Genomic DNA, 15,804 nt, shown 5'->3' with positions numbered 1-15,804 from the left:
ACGCGTAAACAACCGTGCTGAGAACAGCCACCAGCCGACCCGCAGGCGCGAACGACAGATGTGCGGCTTTCGCGATGCGCGTCGCACGCAGGCGTTCCTCTCATGCTTCGGCCCAATCCGGCAGCACTTCGCGTTGCCCAGACATCAGATGAACGCGGCATGTCATCGTGCCGTACTCCAGGAACGCTTCGCCACATGGCATGGTTGGACTGTTACTGCCGCAGTCGAGTAAGTTATCTGATAAGGATAACTATGCTTTAGATACTCAGGTAGTCTACGCCCGACAAGTTGACAGAGCCTGCGTGACGGCAAACCGGTCGGCGCGAACGTCGCCGTGATCGGCGCCGGCGGGATCGGCTTCGACGTTGCCGAATACCTGACCCACGAAGGCGCGAGCGTCGAGCCGGCGAAGTTCTACGCCGAATGGGGCATCGACACCAGCTATGAAGCGCGCGGCGGCGTCCGGATGCCGCATGTCGGGTCGCCGGCGCGCCGCGTCCATCTGCTACAACGCAAGGCCAGCAAGGTCGGCGAGCAGCTCGGCAAGACCACTGGCTGGATTCACCGCACGTCATTAAAGGCACGCCGCGTAGCGATGTCGTCGAACGTCACGTACGAGCGCATCGACGATGCCGGTCTGCACGTGTGCATCGATGGCGAGCGGCAGACGTTGGCGGCCGAACATATCGTGATCTGCGCAGGGCAGGAGCCGCTGCGCGAACTGTATGACGGCTTGCGCGCAGCAGGCTGTGCGGTGCACCTGATCGGCGGGGCGGACGTCGCTGCCGAACTCGATGCGAAGCGGGCGATTCTGCAGGGTACGACGCTTGCGGCCACGCTCTGAAGGTAGCGCGGTTTCGCTCCACACAATTCCCCGACTGTCGAACCGACATTCCACCAGGAGAGCATGTTGACTACTATCCAGAGCCACTCGTCCACACCTGCCGGCTTGCATCCTGCCGTCGCACCGTCGCTCGCGAAGTGGCACGCGATGATCGATAGCCAAGATCTCGGCGGCCTTGGCGCCATCACGCATCCGGACGTCGTATTCCGCTCGCCGATCGCGTTCTCGCCGTACCACACGGCGGCTGCGCTGGAACTGGCGTTGACGACCGTGCTGCAGGTATTCGAAGACTTCACGTACCATCGCCAACTCGCCTCGGATGACGGCCTGAGTGTCGTTCTGGAGTTCAGCGCGCGGGTCGGCGACAAAAACCTCAAAGGGATCGATTTCATCCGCTTTGACAAGGCCGGCAAGATCGTCGACTTCGAGGTGATGGTGCGACCGCTGAGCGGCCTGCAGGCGCTCGGCGCGGAGATGGGCGCGCGAATCGGCCAGCCGTTATCGGCCTACAAGGCTAAACTTGCCCAATCCCCCATGGATTGAAAATCTGCCCGAAACCCCGCCCGATAAAGCCGTCCGGCTGGGCGTGGCCCAGTCCGCGATTTCGCCAACTCTCACCCATATCCTCGCGCACATCGACCGCAACATTCTGCTCGGCTTCTCGTCGAGCCTGATCGCCGACCTCGGGCTTTCCAACGTTCAGTACGGGCTTCTGGTGGGGCCGTCTGGGCCCTCAGCTATGCGGGGATGGCCGTTGTCGCCCTATTGGGTTGCCCGCTGGCCAGACTGTTTCGCCATCGATTTCCTGATATACGGTCGCATCGAGCGAACAGGTACAACGTTGCTCGACTTCCACGTCTTCCCACGCGGTAGCCTCAAGCCCGGAGCCTACACGGTGATCAACCGCATCGGCGGATCGCACTTCGAAGCCTTCCGACGCGACGACCTCAGGGCCTTTTGCCGTCATTCGAGTATCGGATCAGATTTGACCGCCGCAAATGTAACGAAAATCAGGCTTTCCATTCTGAAGTTCGAAAACTGTCCGACGCTTCGACCAGCAATTCCATATCCTTGATTTCGATATGGCCGTAGCGCAACTCGATGGCCCCCATTTTCGCCAGGGCTTGCAATTCCTTGTTCAGCGTCGTACGACTCACGCCCAACATCATCGCAATGTTGTCCTGTGACGTGCTTATGGTGCGGCGTCCGCTACTGGACTGAGTGAGATCACCATGCGCCAGCAGGATCAGACGACGCGCGATGCGCGTACGCGTGCTTCGTAGTGCGATATCCGCGAGAACCCCAAACGTGCTCCGCAATCGTCTAGCCTCGAGCACGGCGATGGCCTGCGCGAACGTGTTGCGCTGCATCATGACGTTGAATACCTTGGCGCTGATGACGAGCAGTTCCGTATCTTCCAGCGCAACCAGCGTGGTGGTCCGCGGATGCCGATCCAGCAGGATCACCTCGCCGAACCAGTTGCCGGCTTCGATGATGGCCAGAAGCGCCTCGTTGCCATCGGAATGGACAACGGAGAACTTGATCGATCCCCTGGCAACGCCAAAAAAACCATCACGCGATTCGCTGAATGTCTCACCCTGCCGAAACAGAATCTCTCCCTGAGCCAAATGCCTGCGAGTCGCAGCAGCCAGCAACGCATCAGCATCGGATCTGGGCAAGCTTCCAAACCAGGGATTGTCGAAGAATACTTTCATGATGAACCGGCATCGGTATTAGCCCTGAATCGTCAAGAATTGAACAGATCTGCCGAGCCAACTCCAGCATCATGAAACGACGGCGACACATATGCAAGCCGCCTTGCACCCAAGCTTGCGCAGCCCTGCTTCACCCGGCATGACCAGACAAGCGACAGTCGTTGCTGGAAGAAATCAACAAGCAAAGGTGGAGACAAGCCCTATGAATTCGCATGTGATGTACCTCCTGATCGCACTTGCCATTGTCGGATTCGCGGTGGCCGAGGTCGTAAGCCGGCAATATCGTGAGACCGTTTACGCCACCAGCAATGACACGAAGCTCGAACTTCTGATGACTATCAGCCTGGTGGCATTTACGCAGCCGGTAATCCTGCTCGCGACCGACAGGCTTTGCGCGTGGCTTGCACCAGACCTTCGCGGTGCGTGGTCCGGATTCCCGTGGTGGGCGATGGTCGGGATTCTCCTTGTCGGCGATGACATGCTCCAGTACTGGTGGCATCGAGCCTCCCATTCCGGGCTGCTTTGGCCGCTACACCGCGCCCATCATTCCGCTTCCTATATGAGCATCCGCGTCACGTACCGGAACAACTTTCTTTACTACCTGATGATGCCTGGCCTATGGGTCGCGGGCGTGTTGCTGTATTTCGGATTCGGAGGAGTTTACTACGCCTATATCCTGGTCAAGCTGGTGGTGATTCTGAGCGCCCACTGTGCATGGGCCTGGGACGCGCCGTTGTATCGAACCCGCGCGCTGCATCCGGTCATGTGGATCGTCGAGCGAGTCATCTCCACGCCGGCGACGCATCGGGCACACCACGCGATCACCAATGTAGATGGCATTGGCCACTACAAGGGCAACTTTGGCAATCTGCTGTTTTTCTGGGACGTCCTGTTCGGAACGGCCCACATCACGCGCAAGTATCCTGCAGAAGTCGGCCTGCGCGACGATCGCCTATTTGGGTACGAGCGTTGGGACCACCAGATGTTTTACCCGCTGCTCCAGTCGAGCCGCGAGTACAGCGCATTGAAATTCGGCGGCCAGATCTATAGCGACGAATCAGAAGCCGAAATGCAGATCAACACGACAACATCTTCCGCGCGCTAACCGATCGGCAGGGGCGTGAAGGTCGTACAGGCAACAACTTTCAGAAATATGCTGGAGATGTGAATGAAGCAGGTACTTGAAGGAAAGAAGATTGTGGTGACGGGCGGCTTCGGCGTACTCGGTCGAGCTGTCGGAAACGCGTTGATGGAGGCTGGTTCGCAGGTGGCGCTGGTCGACAAGGTGCCGGCGCCGTCTGATTTGCAAGGAAGCGCACATGCATGGGACGAGGTGGATCTCAACGACGGTGAGGCAGCACGCAGCTGTCTTGCGGCAGCGGCCGAGCGGCTGGGCGGGCTCGATGGACTCGTCAATGTCGCTGGAGGCTTTGCTTTGGAAACCGTCGAGGACGGCACGGTGGATACGTGGGACCTGATGTACGCAATGAACGTAAGGACTGCGCTGTTGTCCTCGCAGGCCGCGCTGCCACATCTCGTGCGGCGCGGTGGCGGGCGAATCGTCAACGTGGGCGCGTTGGCGGCGACTCACGCGTGGGCTGGGATGGGCGCGTACGCGGCATCGAAGGCAGGCCTCGCACGGCTGACCGAAGCAATGGCCGAAGAACTCAAGGACCGCAGCATCACTGTCAATGCCGTGCTCCCCAGCATCATCGACACGGCAGCCAATCGGGCTGCGATGCCGCATGAAGATGCGACCCGTTGGGTGGATCCCGCAGCCCTGGCGCGAGTGATCGTGTTTCTACAGTCAGAGTCCGCGTCACCCATTACCGGAGCGCTCATTCCGGTCAGAGGGCGTGTTTGAACGGCGAGCTTCGAATTACGGCAAGCATTCCCCCGGGCCACGGGCAGTCGCAAGCGGCCACGCGTGCATTCATCAGATTGCGTCTCACGCGATCAGGACGCGACGCCTGAATGGCAGGCTCGTCGATTCCAGTCCGCGGCTCCCTGGCAATCCCGACCCGACGTATTTTCACCTTTTCCGGCTCTCCACACGCTCCCTCGTGCGGTCCCATTCGGGGGGCGTGCTGCCGTACCGTTGTTTTACCAACAAATCCGCTGCAAGCGGCAACAAAAGAATGGAGACATGCATGCGTTTGATCGTTATGGGTATTTTGGGGACCCCATTGATTCTCGCCGCCAGCGGAGCAGCGGCAGCCGACTCGAGTGTCACCCTGTACGGCGTGGCCGATACCTTCATCCAGTACCTCGACAACGGTGGATCCCATGCGTTTTCTGAAAGAAGCGGTGGATCGACCGGCTCTCTGTTCGGACTTACCGGCACCGAAGACCTCGGCGGCGGTCTCAACGCGAAGTTCACCGTCGAAAGCGGCTACAACATCAACAATGGCTCGCTATTCGGTGACACCACGGCGCTTTTCTATCGCCAGGCATGGGTAGGGCTGACCGACTCGAAGTACGGATTGCTGACGTTCGGGCGCCAATACGAGCCGAGTTTCCGGGTCGTCTACCCCACCGACCCGTTCTCGCTGAATGAAGTACTGTCGCCGATATCGGCTAACGTTCTCGCAGTGGACCGCAACACGCTGTCGACGCAGTATGACAGTGGCCGCGCCAGCAACTCGATCCTCTATCAGTCGCCAAACCTGAACGGGCTGAAGCTCTACGGTATGTACGCGTTCTCGGCCACAGTAAGCCAGCCGACCCCGGAGACGACCGGCAACATGCTGAATGTGGGCGCGAGCTATTCCGGCTACGGCCTCTATGCTGGCATCGCGTATGTCAACCAGCATTCTGGGCAGGCGACGATCCCCGGGCTGCCAGGGCCGCTGAGCCTGCTCGGCACCGAGCACTTCATCGGAGCGCTCGCGTATCGGATCGGGATCGTCAACCTTAAATTTAACTATTCGTACCAGCGCGCGAGCGACGCGCCCTCCAGGTCGCTCGCTGGGCTGCTCGGCACTGCACACTCCTACAGCACCGCCCAGCTGGGTGCGACGATCCAGGCGACACCGGCAGATGCCATCGAGATCGCAATGTTCGAACGAAACGTGCGTGGCGCGCACGACAATGCACCGGGCGTCGAGGTCGGCGTCGATCATTCGCTGTCCAAGCGCACGAGCCTTTACGCGCGCGCCGGTTACATCAAGAACAACGGAAGCTCGACTGTCAGCTGGCCAGGGATCACGGTGAGCGAGCCCGACACGAAACAGGTTCTCGCAACGGTGGGCATGACCCACCGCTTCTAAAGCGTGCAGAGGCGTCGGCCGGTGGCCGACACCCTGCGAGGACGCTTTGCTGCTTTCCTTGGAACCTATATTTGGACAACCACACTTGTCCGCGGTATACCTATGAACATGCTTCACACCCCTAACGTTCACACCACGGCAATCCCGGTGGAATTCCAACGCGTATTCGAGCTCCAGCAGGCGGCCTACCGGCGCAACCGCAATCCCGATCTGGAAGAGCGGCGCGCCGATCTGCGCATGATCCATCGCATGATGGTCGAGCATAAGGAGGAGCTGGTAGCTGCAGTGAATCGGGACTACGGCTGCCGCAGCAGCTTCGAAACCAAGCTGACGGAAATACTGCAGGTGCAGGATGCGGCGCTCGACGCCATCAGGCGACTCAAGGGCTGGATGAAGACGCAGAAGCGTCGCCTCGACATGACCCAGTACCCGCTCGCGAAAGCCTGGACATTTCCGCAGCCGGTCGGCGTAGTAGGGATCGTGGTGCCGTGGAACTTTCCGATTGCCATGGTATTTCAGCCGCTGATCTGCGCGTTCGCCGCGGGTAACCGGGCCATGATCAAGATGTCGGAGAATTCAAATCATCTGGCCGCGCTCCTCAAGGAGATCGCGCCGAGCTACTTCGAAGAAGACAAGCTCGCCTTCTTCGAGGACGGCAACGGCCGCGGTCCAGCCTTCACACGTTTGCCGTTCGATCATCTGTTCTTTACCGGTTCGCCGCAGACTGGCCGCGCCGTGATGGCCAACGCTGCCCTTAACCTTACGCCCGTCACGCTGGAACTGGGCGGCAAGTCGCCCTGCGTGATCGCCCCCGACTACCCCCCTGCACATTGCTGCCGAGCGCATCATGTGGGTCAAGATGTTAAACGCCGGACAGATCTGCACCAACGTCGACTACCTGTTCGTGCCCGAAGGCAAGGTCGACGTGTTCGTGCGCGAGGCGCAGCGCATCGCCAGCACCCGCTATCCCGATATTACCAACGGCGACTACACCGCGATCATCGATGAGCGCCAATACCATCGGATCCAGGCCATGCTAGCCGACGCCATCGCGAAGGGCGCCAAGGTGGTCAATCTCTGCCCTGGCCAGCAAGGCGACCCGGCGCGACGCATCATGCCGCCGCATGCCGTACTCAACGTCAGCGACGACATGGAGATCATGCAACGCGAAATCTTCGGCCCGTTGCTACCGATCCGCACCTATAGGAGCGAAGCTGAAGTTATCGAGTACATCGGCAACCGCCCACGACCACTGGCGCTGTACCTCTACAGCAACCATGCTCGCTTGCAGGACTTCTACCTGAATAACACGATCTCCGGAGGCGTCACCATCAACGACGGCCTGCTCCATGCGGGGATCCACTCGCTGCCATTCGGCGGCACAGGTAACAGCGGCATGGGCCATTACCACGGTCTGGAAGGCTTCCTTGCTTTCTCCAAGCTGCGCCCCGTATTCAAGCAGAGCCCCTGGCGTTCGATCGACATGCTCATGCCGCCGTATGCGGGAAAGGCCAACAAGATTCTCGACTTCATGTTGCGCCTTAAGAGCTGAGGGAACGAGCCGGGCAAGCAAAAAGGACAAAAGTCATTCCCGGGTCGACGCGAACCCTGTTAGTACTGGCTTCAGTAGTAGCCCTGGATTAATAGAAACCGTGAGTTCTTTGCCATGCGCGCACCTTCATTGTCGTCGTGGAAGCGTGGGGCAGCGCGCATGACTGCGCGAGGCGACTCAAGGCGTTTGGGCATGAAGCAATGCTTATATCTGCCCGGTGGACCCCGGAACAAAACGGACGCGGCCGATTCGCAGAGCAATCTGCACCGCCGCTCGGCAAACGGAGGCGCGTTTCGTTGCCGTCAAAAGCGAAGCTCAGCAAACAGTCCTGGCAATCCACCGAGTGCGCGCAATAGACGAAGTTTCGCATCATGCAAACCAATGCATTGCGAGGCCTGCTGTCTGAGTTTCGAAAAGTACTGCCCGAAGGCTACCGGGCCTTCAGCAAAGCAATTCCCGCTGCGCTTGCGCGAGCCGCTCTGTTTCGTGGCAATCCGGATCGTCAGAAGGTCGCTGATATTCCTTGCGTGGACGTCTCACAGAGCGACGGTTGCGGCTATTGGTGATCCGCGTACGTTCAATTCTGGTCGCGAGTTGTCCGCATGGCTGGGCCTTGTGCCAGGACAAACTGAAACTGGCGAACGGGTCAGGCAGATGGGTCTGAGCAACCGGGGTGACACTAATTTGCGCACGCTACTGATGTACGGAGCCCGTTCAGTGATCATTCAAGGCAAACGAACATACTGGGTTGACGGTCTGCTCAAGCGTAGACCATTTAACGTAGCGGTTGCCGCTGTCGCTAACAAGTTGGCAAGAACCATCTGGGCGTTGCCGGCGCGACCGGAGAAATGTCACGTTTCGCCAACTGCTAACGCCTGGTCGCGACGATTCACAACATTCACGACTTCCTTTAAGGAACGCCAGCAGGTGCTGCATGATGGCTAACAGGTTGGACCGGGGTGAGGACCCTATAGGGAAGATGACATAAGCATGCTGCCTAAACCTGACAGTCAATATCGTGGAACTGCTTGCAATCCGCGATGCGTCCGCATCAGACCTTCCTTAACTTTCTCAAATCTCGCTTGACCGATCGTTAAGACGTCGAAAATGTGCTGAAAAGTCGACCACCCCAAAAACCGAATAAGACTTTCTCAGCACAATCAAGGGCAAATACGGCCACTCAAAATTCGACCAGATTGACCAACGAAAATCTCAGCCTTACCTTCCCGAAGTTCGAGAACTATTTTGAAGCGTTGACAAGCAATTCCATATCCATGACTTCGATATGACCATAGCGCAACTGAATGGCGCCAACTTTTTCCAAGGCTCGCAATTCTTTGTTTAGTGTCGTGCGACTCACGCCCAACATCATCGCAATATTGTCCTGCGACGTGTCTATGGTGCGGCGTCCGCTATTGGACTGAGTGACATCACCATGCGCCAACAAGACAAGACGGCGTGCCACGCGCGTATGCATGCGTCGTAGTGCGACGTCCGCCACAACCCCGAACGCGCTCTGCAATCGTCTAGCCTCCAGCACGGCGATGGCCTGCGCGAACGAGTTGCGGTGCATCATCGCCTCGAAGACCTCAGGCCTAACGACGAGCAGTTCCGTGTCCTCGAGCGCAACCGTTGCGGTGGTCCGCGGTTGCCGATCCAGTAGCATCACCTCGCCAAACCAATTGCCAGCTTCGATGATGGTCAGAATCGCCTCGTTGCCGTCGGGATGTATAACGAAGAATTTGATCGCCCCCCTGGCAACGCCAAAAAAACCATCGCGCGATTCATTGAACGGGTCTCCCTGCCGAAAAAGAACCGCTCCCTTGGCCAAATGCCTAGGCCTTGCGGCAGCCAGCAATGCGTCGGCGTCAGTTCGGGGCAAGCTTTCGAACCAGGGATTATCGAAGAAGATCTTCATGCTGAACACGCATCGGTACTAGCCCTAAATCGTCAAAAATTGAGCAGTCTTGCCGAGTCAACTCTTGCATCATGAATCGTGACACATATGCGAGTTGCCACGCATCCAAGGCTTTGCGGGAGCTGCCTCACTCGCCTTGACCCAAACACGCAAAGCGTCATAAGTTGCCGGATAAAGACAGCACGCATAGAAAAGAGAAAGCAGTATGAGTTCGCGCAAGAAAATTTTCAAGTTGAGTTGTCGCCTCAACAATAGATTTTAGGCAGCCTTCGCGCCTGGTTATGTGCGCTGCCAGTTGCGCGTGCGGCCCTTCCAGCGCAGAGGATTATGTTGCCGTGCAGTCTCGAAGTGCGCCGCGCGGCGAGCCAGGATATCCTGGTCGATGTCTACATGACGCTGCGCCGGCGTCACAAACCGGACGGGGATGGCAGGTTTGCAATTTTTGGCGCGAGTGATTGGCAGTTCCGGAGCGCGTGGAAAGGAAGTTATTGCGCGAGTGACGCGGCGTTGCCGGGCGAGTCAATAGCCTCGTATATGAGGCGCCTCCTGACAACGGGAGCGAGGCGGCCGGCGCCATGGCGCTATCCGCCTTCAACAAGGCGCTTAACGTTTTAATAGATATTGGCCTCGAGGCATACTGGCCGCTGGAGACGACAGAATCTCGGCCGGCTTTGCCGGTAGCTTCTCGACTATATCGAGGGGGCATGCGCTTTAGCAGCAACCAAACCAAGAGTGGCAGACAAGATAGCAAACCGGGAGACAATCGAGTCATGAGAACATGCAAGAGTAAGCGTTTGATATTGAAGTCAGTTATGTTAAGGGGATTGGTTATGCTTGGCGCAGTAGCGATGTCAGGGTGCGGCGGCGGTATCGATACTGCACAACCGCTTCCGGCCAGCTTTTCTGTCGCGCACGCAATGACGACCTGTTTGTGGCAAGGCCCTATCGGTACGGCGGTCGGCGAGGTCAACGAAGCGTACCCTGACTCGGGCGCGACCTACTGGTCCGCACAATTCAAGATTCCAGCGGGTGCGCGCGTATTTCTAAAAGGGCAATTCGCCTATTCAAGGTACATGTCGTTCAACAGTTATCAAACCAACAATGCACCGGCTGTAGCGCTGACCGACTATCAGATTGCGCCGGATGCCGGTTCGACAAATCCCTTTGTGCCGGGTGCCGCACGCTATGCGGCCAACCGCAACTACACGGTGGAAATCGTGCCGACGGCGGCTTCGGGAACGGCCACCCCTAACACGCTTTACGCGAACAGCGAATACGGTCAGACAATCACGGTCTGGTATCGCGTATATGTCGCGGACAAAGGTTCCGACGCGACGGGCGGGGTCGGTCTTCCTCACCTTCAGGTGCAACAGGCAGACGGCACTATATTGACTGACGCGCAGGCCTGTAGCGTGTTGTCACCTGTGCAGACAGCGGTCGTATCCCAGTTGCTGCCTGCCGCAACCTATGCGGCACTGCGGGATCAATCCGGATTGCCTGCAGGCTTCCCGGCGATGAGCCCCAGCGTTTGGAGAGCCCAGTACAACACGCAGTTTGGTTTGCAGTGCGCGTTCTACGGAAAATGCGGCGGCAATCCAGTGCGTCAGGTCGGATACTTCGCGAACCTTGATAACGCTTACGTTGCCGCGTTTATCAGTCGGGCGTACGGGGCTGTCGTTGTCCTGCAAGGGCGCGTGCCGACTACGCCTAGAACGTTCAACGACGCCGCCACCATGTCAACGGGCCAGTTGCGCTACTGGTCCATTTGCAGCAACGAGTTCTACACGCAAAAGGCTACTGCCTGTCTCTCCGATGAGCAGGTACCCGTCGACGCGAATGGGAACTACACTATCGTCGTCAGCCGTGCCGCGGATATGCCAGGTAACGCAACAGCGGCATGCGGACGCGGTTTCATCACATGGTCCGACGCAGGCGACGGCGCCGGTCATATCGATGACGGGTTCCTTATTATGCGAAACATGCTTCCGAGCGTGGTTTTTCCGAATGCGATCCAAAACACCAAAACACCGGGCGACGAGTCTTCCGTCGTCGGTTCCTACCTGCCAACCATTACGTACATGTCGACGGCTGCTTTTGAGACGCTCGGATGTAAACAGGGAAACTAGGGATTGTTAGGCGGTTGGCATCGCGCAACTCTGGAAGGGTGCGCTTCGCCGCCCCTCCAGACTCTGCACTTCGTTTCAAACGCAACGGATGCGCCTTATCTGCCGACGCCAGCAATCCTTTTTCGCTGAAGCGCGACTCTGACGAAAATGGACAACTCGGCGAGCTTGCGATCTGAAGAGGGCTATCGCATCGACGATGAATTTTTCAAGGGACGCGGCCACTTTGTGCCGTTCGAGGGAATCGCGCGGCCAGCGGCTCGACGCTCTTTCGTAACAGCGCCGATACCCGGCCACCACATCAGATTTTAAGGTCGGCCTAGCGGGCCGCTAAAGACTGTAACCTACCGCCATCGAAAAATTGTTGCCCCTATTTGAATAATTGAACGGACGATTCATGAAGAAAACTGCACCGATTGCCACCTGCGTCGCAGGCATTTTTCTCGCAGCCATTGGCACCGCCCAATCGCAAACCTTCGCGGCTCCTCCATCAGGTACGACCATTCCTGTTACCGTCGACAATTTTGTTCGAGCAGAATCCGACATGTATGTGGTTGCGTTGGCAAAGCAAGGGGGACTAGGCAAACTGTTCCATCGGCGGCAGCCCGCGTCGATTGAGCGTCAGATCGTCATCCGCCTGAACCGCGACACGCTGTATTCATCGGGAGTCTTCGACCTCGACGCCGGACCCGTGACGATCGAGATGCCTGATCCAGGTGCCCGTTATATGGCGATGCAGGTTATTAACGAGGACCACTATGTGCCGAACGTATTTTACGGTGCGGGTACGCATATCCTCACCCGAGAGAGTGTGGGTACGCGTTACGTCGTCGTCGGGATACGAACGCTGGTTGACCCGAATAGCCAAAACGACATCAAGCAGGTCCACGCCCTGCAGGACGCGATCACGGTCAGCCAGAAGTCACCGGGCAGGCTCGAGATACCTAACTGGGATGCCGTGAGCCAGAAGAAGATTCACGACGCGTTGCTGATTCTCGCTTCGACCATCCCGGATTTCAAGCGAGCGTTCGGCACCAGGGAGGAGGTCGACCCGGTGCGACGCCTGGTCGGAGCCGCGGCAGCGTGGGGTGGTAATCCCGACAAGGACGCAACCTACCTCAACTTTACGCCCGCAAACAATGACGGAAGGCCTGTCTATCGGGTTTCGGTCAAGGATGTCCCCGTGGACGCTTTCTGGTCGGTGAGCGTGTACGACGCCCAAGGGCACTTTGAGAAGAACGCGTTAAACGCATACTCGATCAACAACCTCACCGCGAAGAAAGGTAACGATGGGTCGATAACGATGCAGTTCGGCGGCTGCGATGGACAGGTGCCGAATTGCCTGCCCGTGGTCGCAGGTTGGAACTACACCGTGCGACTGTACCGCCCAGGCGCCGCAATTCTTAGCGGCGCGTGGACTTTTCCGGCTCCTCAACCAGTCAATTGATCTAGCCAGGTGGAAGTGCTTACGGCGCGCATTTTCCATAGATCCGAAAACGTGGTGGTCAAGCTCGGGCTCAATTTATGCCGGCGGGTTCGTCCCGCCCGCAAGTCTTCACATGAACAGTCTTCCGATCGGTTGCAGAATCGAGGACGGCAAGGCCTCGCAACCGACGCATCGATTTTTCAGGATCTATCAACCAGAATGCGGCAACGCTCGCTGCAAGCAGGATGGACCCGAGAATCAGGAAGCCGTGCTCAAAGCCGATTGCGCGGCCATGCGCGGCGCCGACAAAGCGGCCCATCAGCGCCGGTGCGATCAGGCCGGCGAGGGTTGCGACCGAATTGTTGATGGCGAGCCACGCGCCGCGCTGCCGGGAAGGTGTGACTTCACCGATCATCAACGGGCCGAACAGAAAAATCAGTTGCCCCAGTCCAGCGCCGATGGTTAGGCATACGATCTTCGTCGTCGCGCTCACGTCAGCCGCCGTGCAAAGAAACGCAAGCCCGGTTACCGCGATCGAGCCACTCGCCATGTACCCGCGTGAGATGCGCGACGACACACCTTTGCCGAAAAGGTACTGGGAGAACCACGACATCGCGAGCGACGCCGGTATCGACGCGCCGACGATAACGGAAAACAGCCAGCCAGCCTCGGTTGCGGAATAACCCAGGCCGAGCCGCAGGTAGGCGGGGAACCAGGTAAAACAGAGCGAAAGCACCAGGAACCCGACGAACGAAAGAACGAAGGTGCCGAGCAGTGTCCGATCCGCGGTAAGTGTCCGATAGGGCACGCGCGAGGTGTCCGGCGCAGGCGCGTCCGCGACTTGTTCCGGGGGATGCTCGTCGACCGTGCCTTCCGCACCGAAGACCAACCAGAGGACTGTCCAGATTACGCCAACGATACCGAGCGCGAGGAATGCGCTATGCCAGTCATAGTGAATCATCAGCCACGTGAGGCACGGCCCCGCCACGAGCATGCCGGTGTTGGCGCCTTGCTGAACGATGGCGGTGGGAATGTTGCGCTTGCTGTTACCAAACCACTTGTACGTGGCGTGAATGGCCAATGCGAAGGCTGGGCCCTCGCCGGCGCCCAATACGATGCGACATGCAATCAGCAATGGAAACGACACGGTACCGACCAGTGGGAATTGCACCGCGGCCCATACGAGCGATAGCAGCATCAGCAGCCATTTCGTTTTGATCCGGTTGGCAGCAAAGCCGAACAGGATGCCGGAGACCGAAAAAAGAACGAAAAAGCTGCTGCCGACGAGGCCCAATTGCTCGGGCGACAGTCCCAGGTCGTGCATCATCGGCACGGCCGCAAGACCAATCACAGCCTTATCGGCGAAATTGATCAGCATGAACAGGAACATCATGGCGACCACGACCCACGCGCGCCATGGGCGGGTTGACTGGAACATGTCTCCTCCTTGGTTTTATTCCTGAACGCCGGTCTGGTCTCAACTCGCCATGCTGTTCTGGTCGGTACGTACGCCGCCTTCCTGGGGTTGCACGCGGCGAATCGGCGGATAGTGAAAACGTTGCTCGAGATGGGCCGCGCTCGGTATGTAGATGCGAAGCATGATGTAAAACAGGCCGTCTGGCGCAGGCAGCCAGTTGGATCGCGTTGAGGCGTCGACCGGTGGCGCTGCCGATAAGCGCAATGACAGGCCGTGCTCGTCGTAGCGCAGTTGGGGTGAGCGATCCCCGATCGAATATCGGTCGATCACGTTATCCACCAGCATGCACGAGGTTTTGTCGTACATCGTGATCGACCAAAATGCCTGCGCCTGCGGAATTCCGTCAGGCGGGAACGACAGTTCGTACGTATAGCGCCCGTCGAGCGGCCGTCCTTCGCTGTCGCAGTCGGCGGTGACGTACATCGCTTCCTCGACGCCGAGCGCGCCGATGTAGTTCCGGCTGACGTGCGCGCGCGTCAGGTAGTCGTCGCCGAATGAAGCGCCGACTTCCACTGGCAGGAACCATCCGCCACCGAGCGCCGACGGCTGGGGCGCGCCCAGTTCGCCGATCACCTGATCGAGCGCGCTGCCGAGCGCGGCGAGCTTGGGCGCCTCAAGCACCGAGACGTCAATGTTTGCACCGATGCCGACGGCAGCATACTGAGCGACGACCGCGGATTCCGCGGCAGGCGGAGGATTGCGCACGAGCGCCGCGTTGACCACCGCCGCATAAAGGCGCGGATCGCCGAGCGCAGCACGTCGCGCCATGCCGACGTCAAAACGCCGTGCTGCGGGGTGGCCGCTGAGTGTCTTCAACACGAAACGATCCTGCAGGGCACGCGCGGCGGCCAGATCGTCCATTCCGTCGACCAGGAGGCGGCCGATCAGCCAGACGTCGCGTGTGGGGCAGGCGATAGGCGTGAGATCGTCATCGGCGGGCGGCGCAACATCGCCGTAATAGAGAAGAAAACGCCGCGCGCCATTGCCGGTCGTGCGCGTGCCGATGGATTCGAACGGATTGGTGTAGAAGTCAAGCAGACCGAGTACGTAGTAGCGGGCCGCCGTGTCGGGCACTTCCAGTACAAGCGGTTCGTCGCCCACGTCCAGCCATGTGCTGAGGTAGAGCGTGTCGTTATTGGGCGTCACGACTTCGCGGTTCTGCGGGCCCAGCAACTGGCGCCCACGCACCAGCTGATTGACCCAGCCGAGTGTCGAATCCGGACTGTCGCCGGCGAATTGACCGCTGTCGTCGCGGCGCGGACACATCGCTGCGCGCACTCGTGCCATTTCGAATAGAGGCAGGGTATAGAGCACCGCATCGCGGGCGAGTGCGGTGATGTTTTCACTTGCAGAACAAGACATGGATGCCGCTCCGGCTATAGATGGGAAGGACTCGGGTCAAGCCTACCGGGACGGCCAGATAACGGAATTAGGGTTTCGCTATGTTAAACACTCACGAGGCATCCGCTGCCTATACTTT

Annotated in this window: 12 protein-coding genes and 4 pseudogenes; 12 read left to right on the top strand and 4 right to left on the bottom strand. The window is 58.9% G+C overall.

Annotated elements, in window-relative coordinates:
• The 4 genes and pseudogenes from HHL24_RS40240 to HHL24_RS40225 all read left to right on the top strand — a co-directional run.
• Positions 1–232, top strand: a pseudogene (locus tag HHL24_RS40240) (IS6 family transposase); the annotation flags it as partial.
• A gap of 66 nt (positions 233–298) precedes the next feature.
• A pseudogene (locus tag HHL24_RS40235) lies at positions 299–844 on the top strand (FAD-dependent oxidoreductase); the annotation flags it as partial.
• Between the two features lie 63 nt (positions 845–907).
• A complete protein-coding gene (locus tag HHL24_RS40230) occupies positions 908–1,387 on the top strand; it encodes a nuclear transport factor 2 family protein (protein ID WP_169490845.1) in 480 nt (159 codons plus the stop codon).
• Positions 1,365–1,919, top strand: a complete 555-nt coding sequence (locus HHL24_RS40225; RefSeq protein ID WP_169490822.1) for a hypothetical protein — start codon at positions 1,365–1,367, stop codon at positions 1,917–1,919. Before HHL24_RS40230 ends, HHL24_RS40225 begins: the two co-directional genes overlap by 23 nt.
• Here the strand turns inward: HHL24_RS40225 and HHL24_RS40220 are convergent.
• Positions 1,855–2,559, bottom strand: coding sequence for a Crp/Fnr family transcriptional regulator (locus tag HHL24_RS40220; protein WP_169490844.1), 705 nt, complete (start codon positions 2,557–2,559; stop codon positions 1,855–1,857). The two genes, HHL24_RS40225 and HHL24_RS40220, sit on opposite strands and share 65 nt — an antisense overlap.
• Before the next feature lie 202 nt (positions 2,560–2,761).
• Here HHL24_RS40220 and HHL24_RS40215 point away from each other — a divergent pair, with 202 nt between their 5' ends.
• The 6 genes and pseudogenes from HHL24_RS40215 to HHL24_RS45230 all read left to right on the top strand — a co-directional run.
• Positions 2,762–3,664: a sterol desaturase family protein gene (locus tag HHL24_RS40215; protein ID WP_169490843.1), complete on the top strand. Its 903-nt coding sequence runs from the start codon at positions 2,762–2,764 to the stop codon at positions 3,662–3,664.
• A gap of 63 nt (positions 3,665–3,727) precedes the next feature.
• Complete coding sequence (locus tag HHL24_RS40210) at positions 3,728–4,423, top strand: SDR family NAD(P)-dependent oxidoreductase (protein WP_169490842.1); 696 nt, start codon at positions 3,728–3,730, stop codon at positions 4,421–4,423.
• 286 nt (positions 4,424–4,709) lie between these two features.
• A complete protein-coding gene (locus HHL24_RS40205) occupies positions 4,710–5,828 on the top strand; it encodes a porin (protein ID WP_169490841.1) in 1,119 nt (372 codons plus the stop codon).
• A 102-nt stretch (positions 5,829–5,930) separates the two neighbouring features.
• Positions 5,931–6,584: pseudogene (locus tag HHL24_RS44710) on the top strand (aldehyde dehydrogenase family protein); the annotation flags it as partial.
• Between the two features lie 91 nt (positions 6,585–6,675).
• Positions 6,676–7,380, top strand: a complete 705-nt coding sequence (locus tag HHL24_RS44705; protein ID WP_329606821.1) for an aldehyde dehydrogenase family protein — start codon at positions 6,676–6,678, stop codon at positions 7,378–7,380.
• 225 nt (positions 7,381–7,605) lie between these two features.
• Positions 7,606–8,325 (top strand): annotated as a pseudogene (locus HHL24_RS45230) (IS110 family RNA-guided transposase); the annotation flags it as partial.
• Between the two features lie 295 nt (positions 8,326–8,620).
• On the opposite strand, the gene HHL24_RS40190 reads toward HHL24_RS45230, so the two are convergent.
• On the bottom strand, positions 8,621–9,298 hold the full coding sequence (locus HHL24_RS40190) for a Crp/Fnr family transcriptional regulator (RefSeq protein WP_169490839.1): 678 nt from the start codon (positions 9,296–9,298) through the stop codon (positions 8,621–8,623).
• Positions 9,299–10,092: 794 nt separating this feature from the next.
• Here HHL24_RS40190 and HHL24_RS40185 point away from each other — a divergent pair.
• Together HHL24_RS40185 and HHL24_RS40180 are read left to right on the top strand one after the other, a co-directional pair.
• Positions 10,093–11,424 carry a hypothetical protein gene (locus tag HHL24_RS40185; protein ID WP_169490838.1) on the top strand — a complete coding sequence of 444 codons (1,332 nt, stop codon included), beginning with the start codon at positions 10,093–10,095 and terminating at the stop codon, positions 11,422–11,424.
• 394 nt (positions 11,425–11,818) lie between these two features.
• The gene (locus HHL24_RS40180) at positions 11,819–12,868 is read left to right on the top strand and encodes a DUF1254 domain-containing protein (RefSeq protein WP_169490837.1); all 1,050 of its coding nucleotides are present in this window, start codon (positions 11,819–11,821) and stop codon (positions 12,866–12,868) included.
• 70 nt (positions 12,869–12,938) lie between these two features.
• On the opposite strand, the gene HHL24_RS40175 is transcribed toward HHL24_RS40180, so the two are convergent.
• The gene (locus HHL24_RS40175) at positions 12,939–14,285 is read right to left on the bottom strand and encodes an MFS transporter (protein WP_169490836.1); all 1,347 of its coding nucleotides are present in this window, start codon (positions 14,283–14,285) and stop codon (positions 12,939–12,941) included.
• A 39-nt stretch (positions 14,286–14,324) separates the two neighbouring features.
• Positions 14,325–15,686, bottom strand: coding sequence for a DUF1254 domain-containing protein (locus HHL24_RS40170; RefSeq protein WP_169490835.1), 1,362 nt, complete (start codon positions 15,684–15,686; stop codon positions 14,325–14,327).
• Positions 15,687–15,804: the final 118 nt, after the last annotated feature.

The sequence above is a fragment of the Paraburkholderia polaris genome (assembly GCF_012927345.1).
GTDB classification, from domain to species: domain Bacteria; phylum Pseudomonadota; class Gammaproteobacteria; order Burkholderiales; family Burkholderiaceae; genus Paraburkholderia; species Paraburkholderia polaris.
The sequence above is the reverse complement of the archived record's forward strand: the minus strand, read 5'-3'. Positions and strand labels throughout refer to the sequence as shown.

Bases quoted from the DNA above. Each gene is read 5' to 3' on its own strand.
- HHL24_RS40230 (WP_169490845.1), top strand. From the start codon at position 908: ATGTTGACTACTATCCAGAGCCACTCGTCCACACCTGCCGGCTTGCAT.
- HHL24_RS40220 (WP_169490844.1), bottom strand. From the start codon at position 2,559: ATGAAAGTATTCTTCGACAATCCCTGGTTTGGAAGCTTGCCCAGATCC.
- HHL24_RS40215 (WP_169490843.1), top strand. From the start codon at position 2,762: ATGAATTCGCATGTGATGTACCTCCTGATCGCACTTGCCATTGTCGGA.
- HHL24_RS40210 (WP_169490842.1), top strand. From the start codon at position 3,728: ATGAAGCAGGTACTTGAAGGAAAGAAGATTGTGGTGACGGGCGGCTTC.
- HHL24_RS40205 (WP_169490841.1), top strand. From the start codon at position 4,710: ATGCGTTTGATCGTTATGGGTATTTTGGGGACCCCATTGATTCTCGCC.
- HHL24_RS44705 (WP_329606821.1), top strand. From the start codon at position 6,676: ATGTGGGTCAAGATGTTAAACGCCGGACAGATCTGCACCAACGTCGAC.
- HHL24_RS40190 (WP_169490839.1), bottom strand. From the start codon at position 9,298: ATGAAGATCTTCTTCGATAATCCCTGGTTCGAAAGCTTGCCCCGAACT.
- HHL24_RS40180 (WP_169490837.1), top strand. From the start codon at position 11,819: ATGAAGAAAACTGCACCGATTGCCACCTGCGTCGCAGGCATTTTTCTC.
- HHL24_RS40175 (WP_169490836.1), bottom strand. From the start codon at position 14,285: ATGTTCCAGTCAACCCGCCCATGGCGCGCGTGGGTCGTGGTCGCCATG.
- HHL24_RS40170 (WP_169490835.1), bottom strand. From the start codon at position 15,686: ATGTCTTGTTCTGCAAGTGAAAACATCACCGCACTCGCCCGCGATGCG.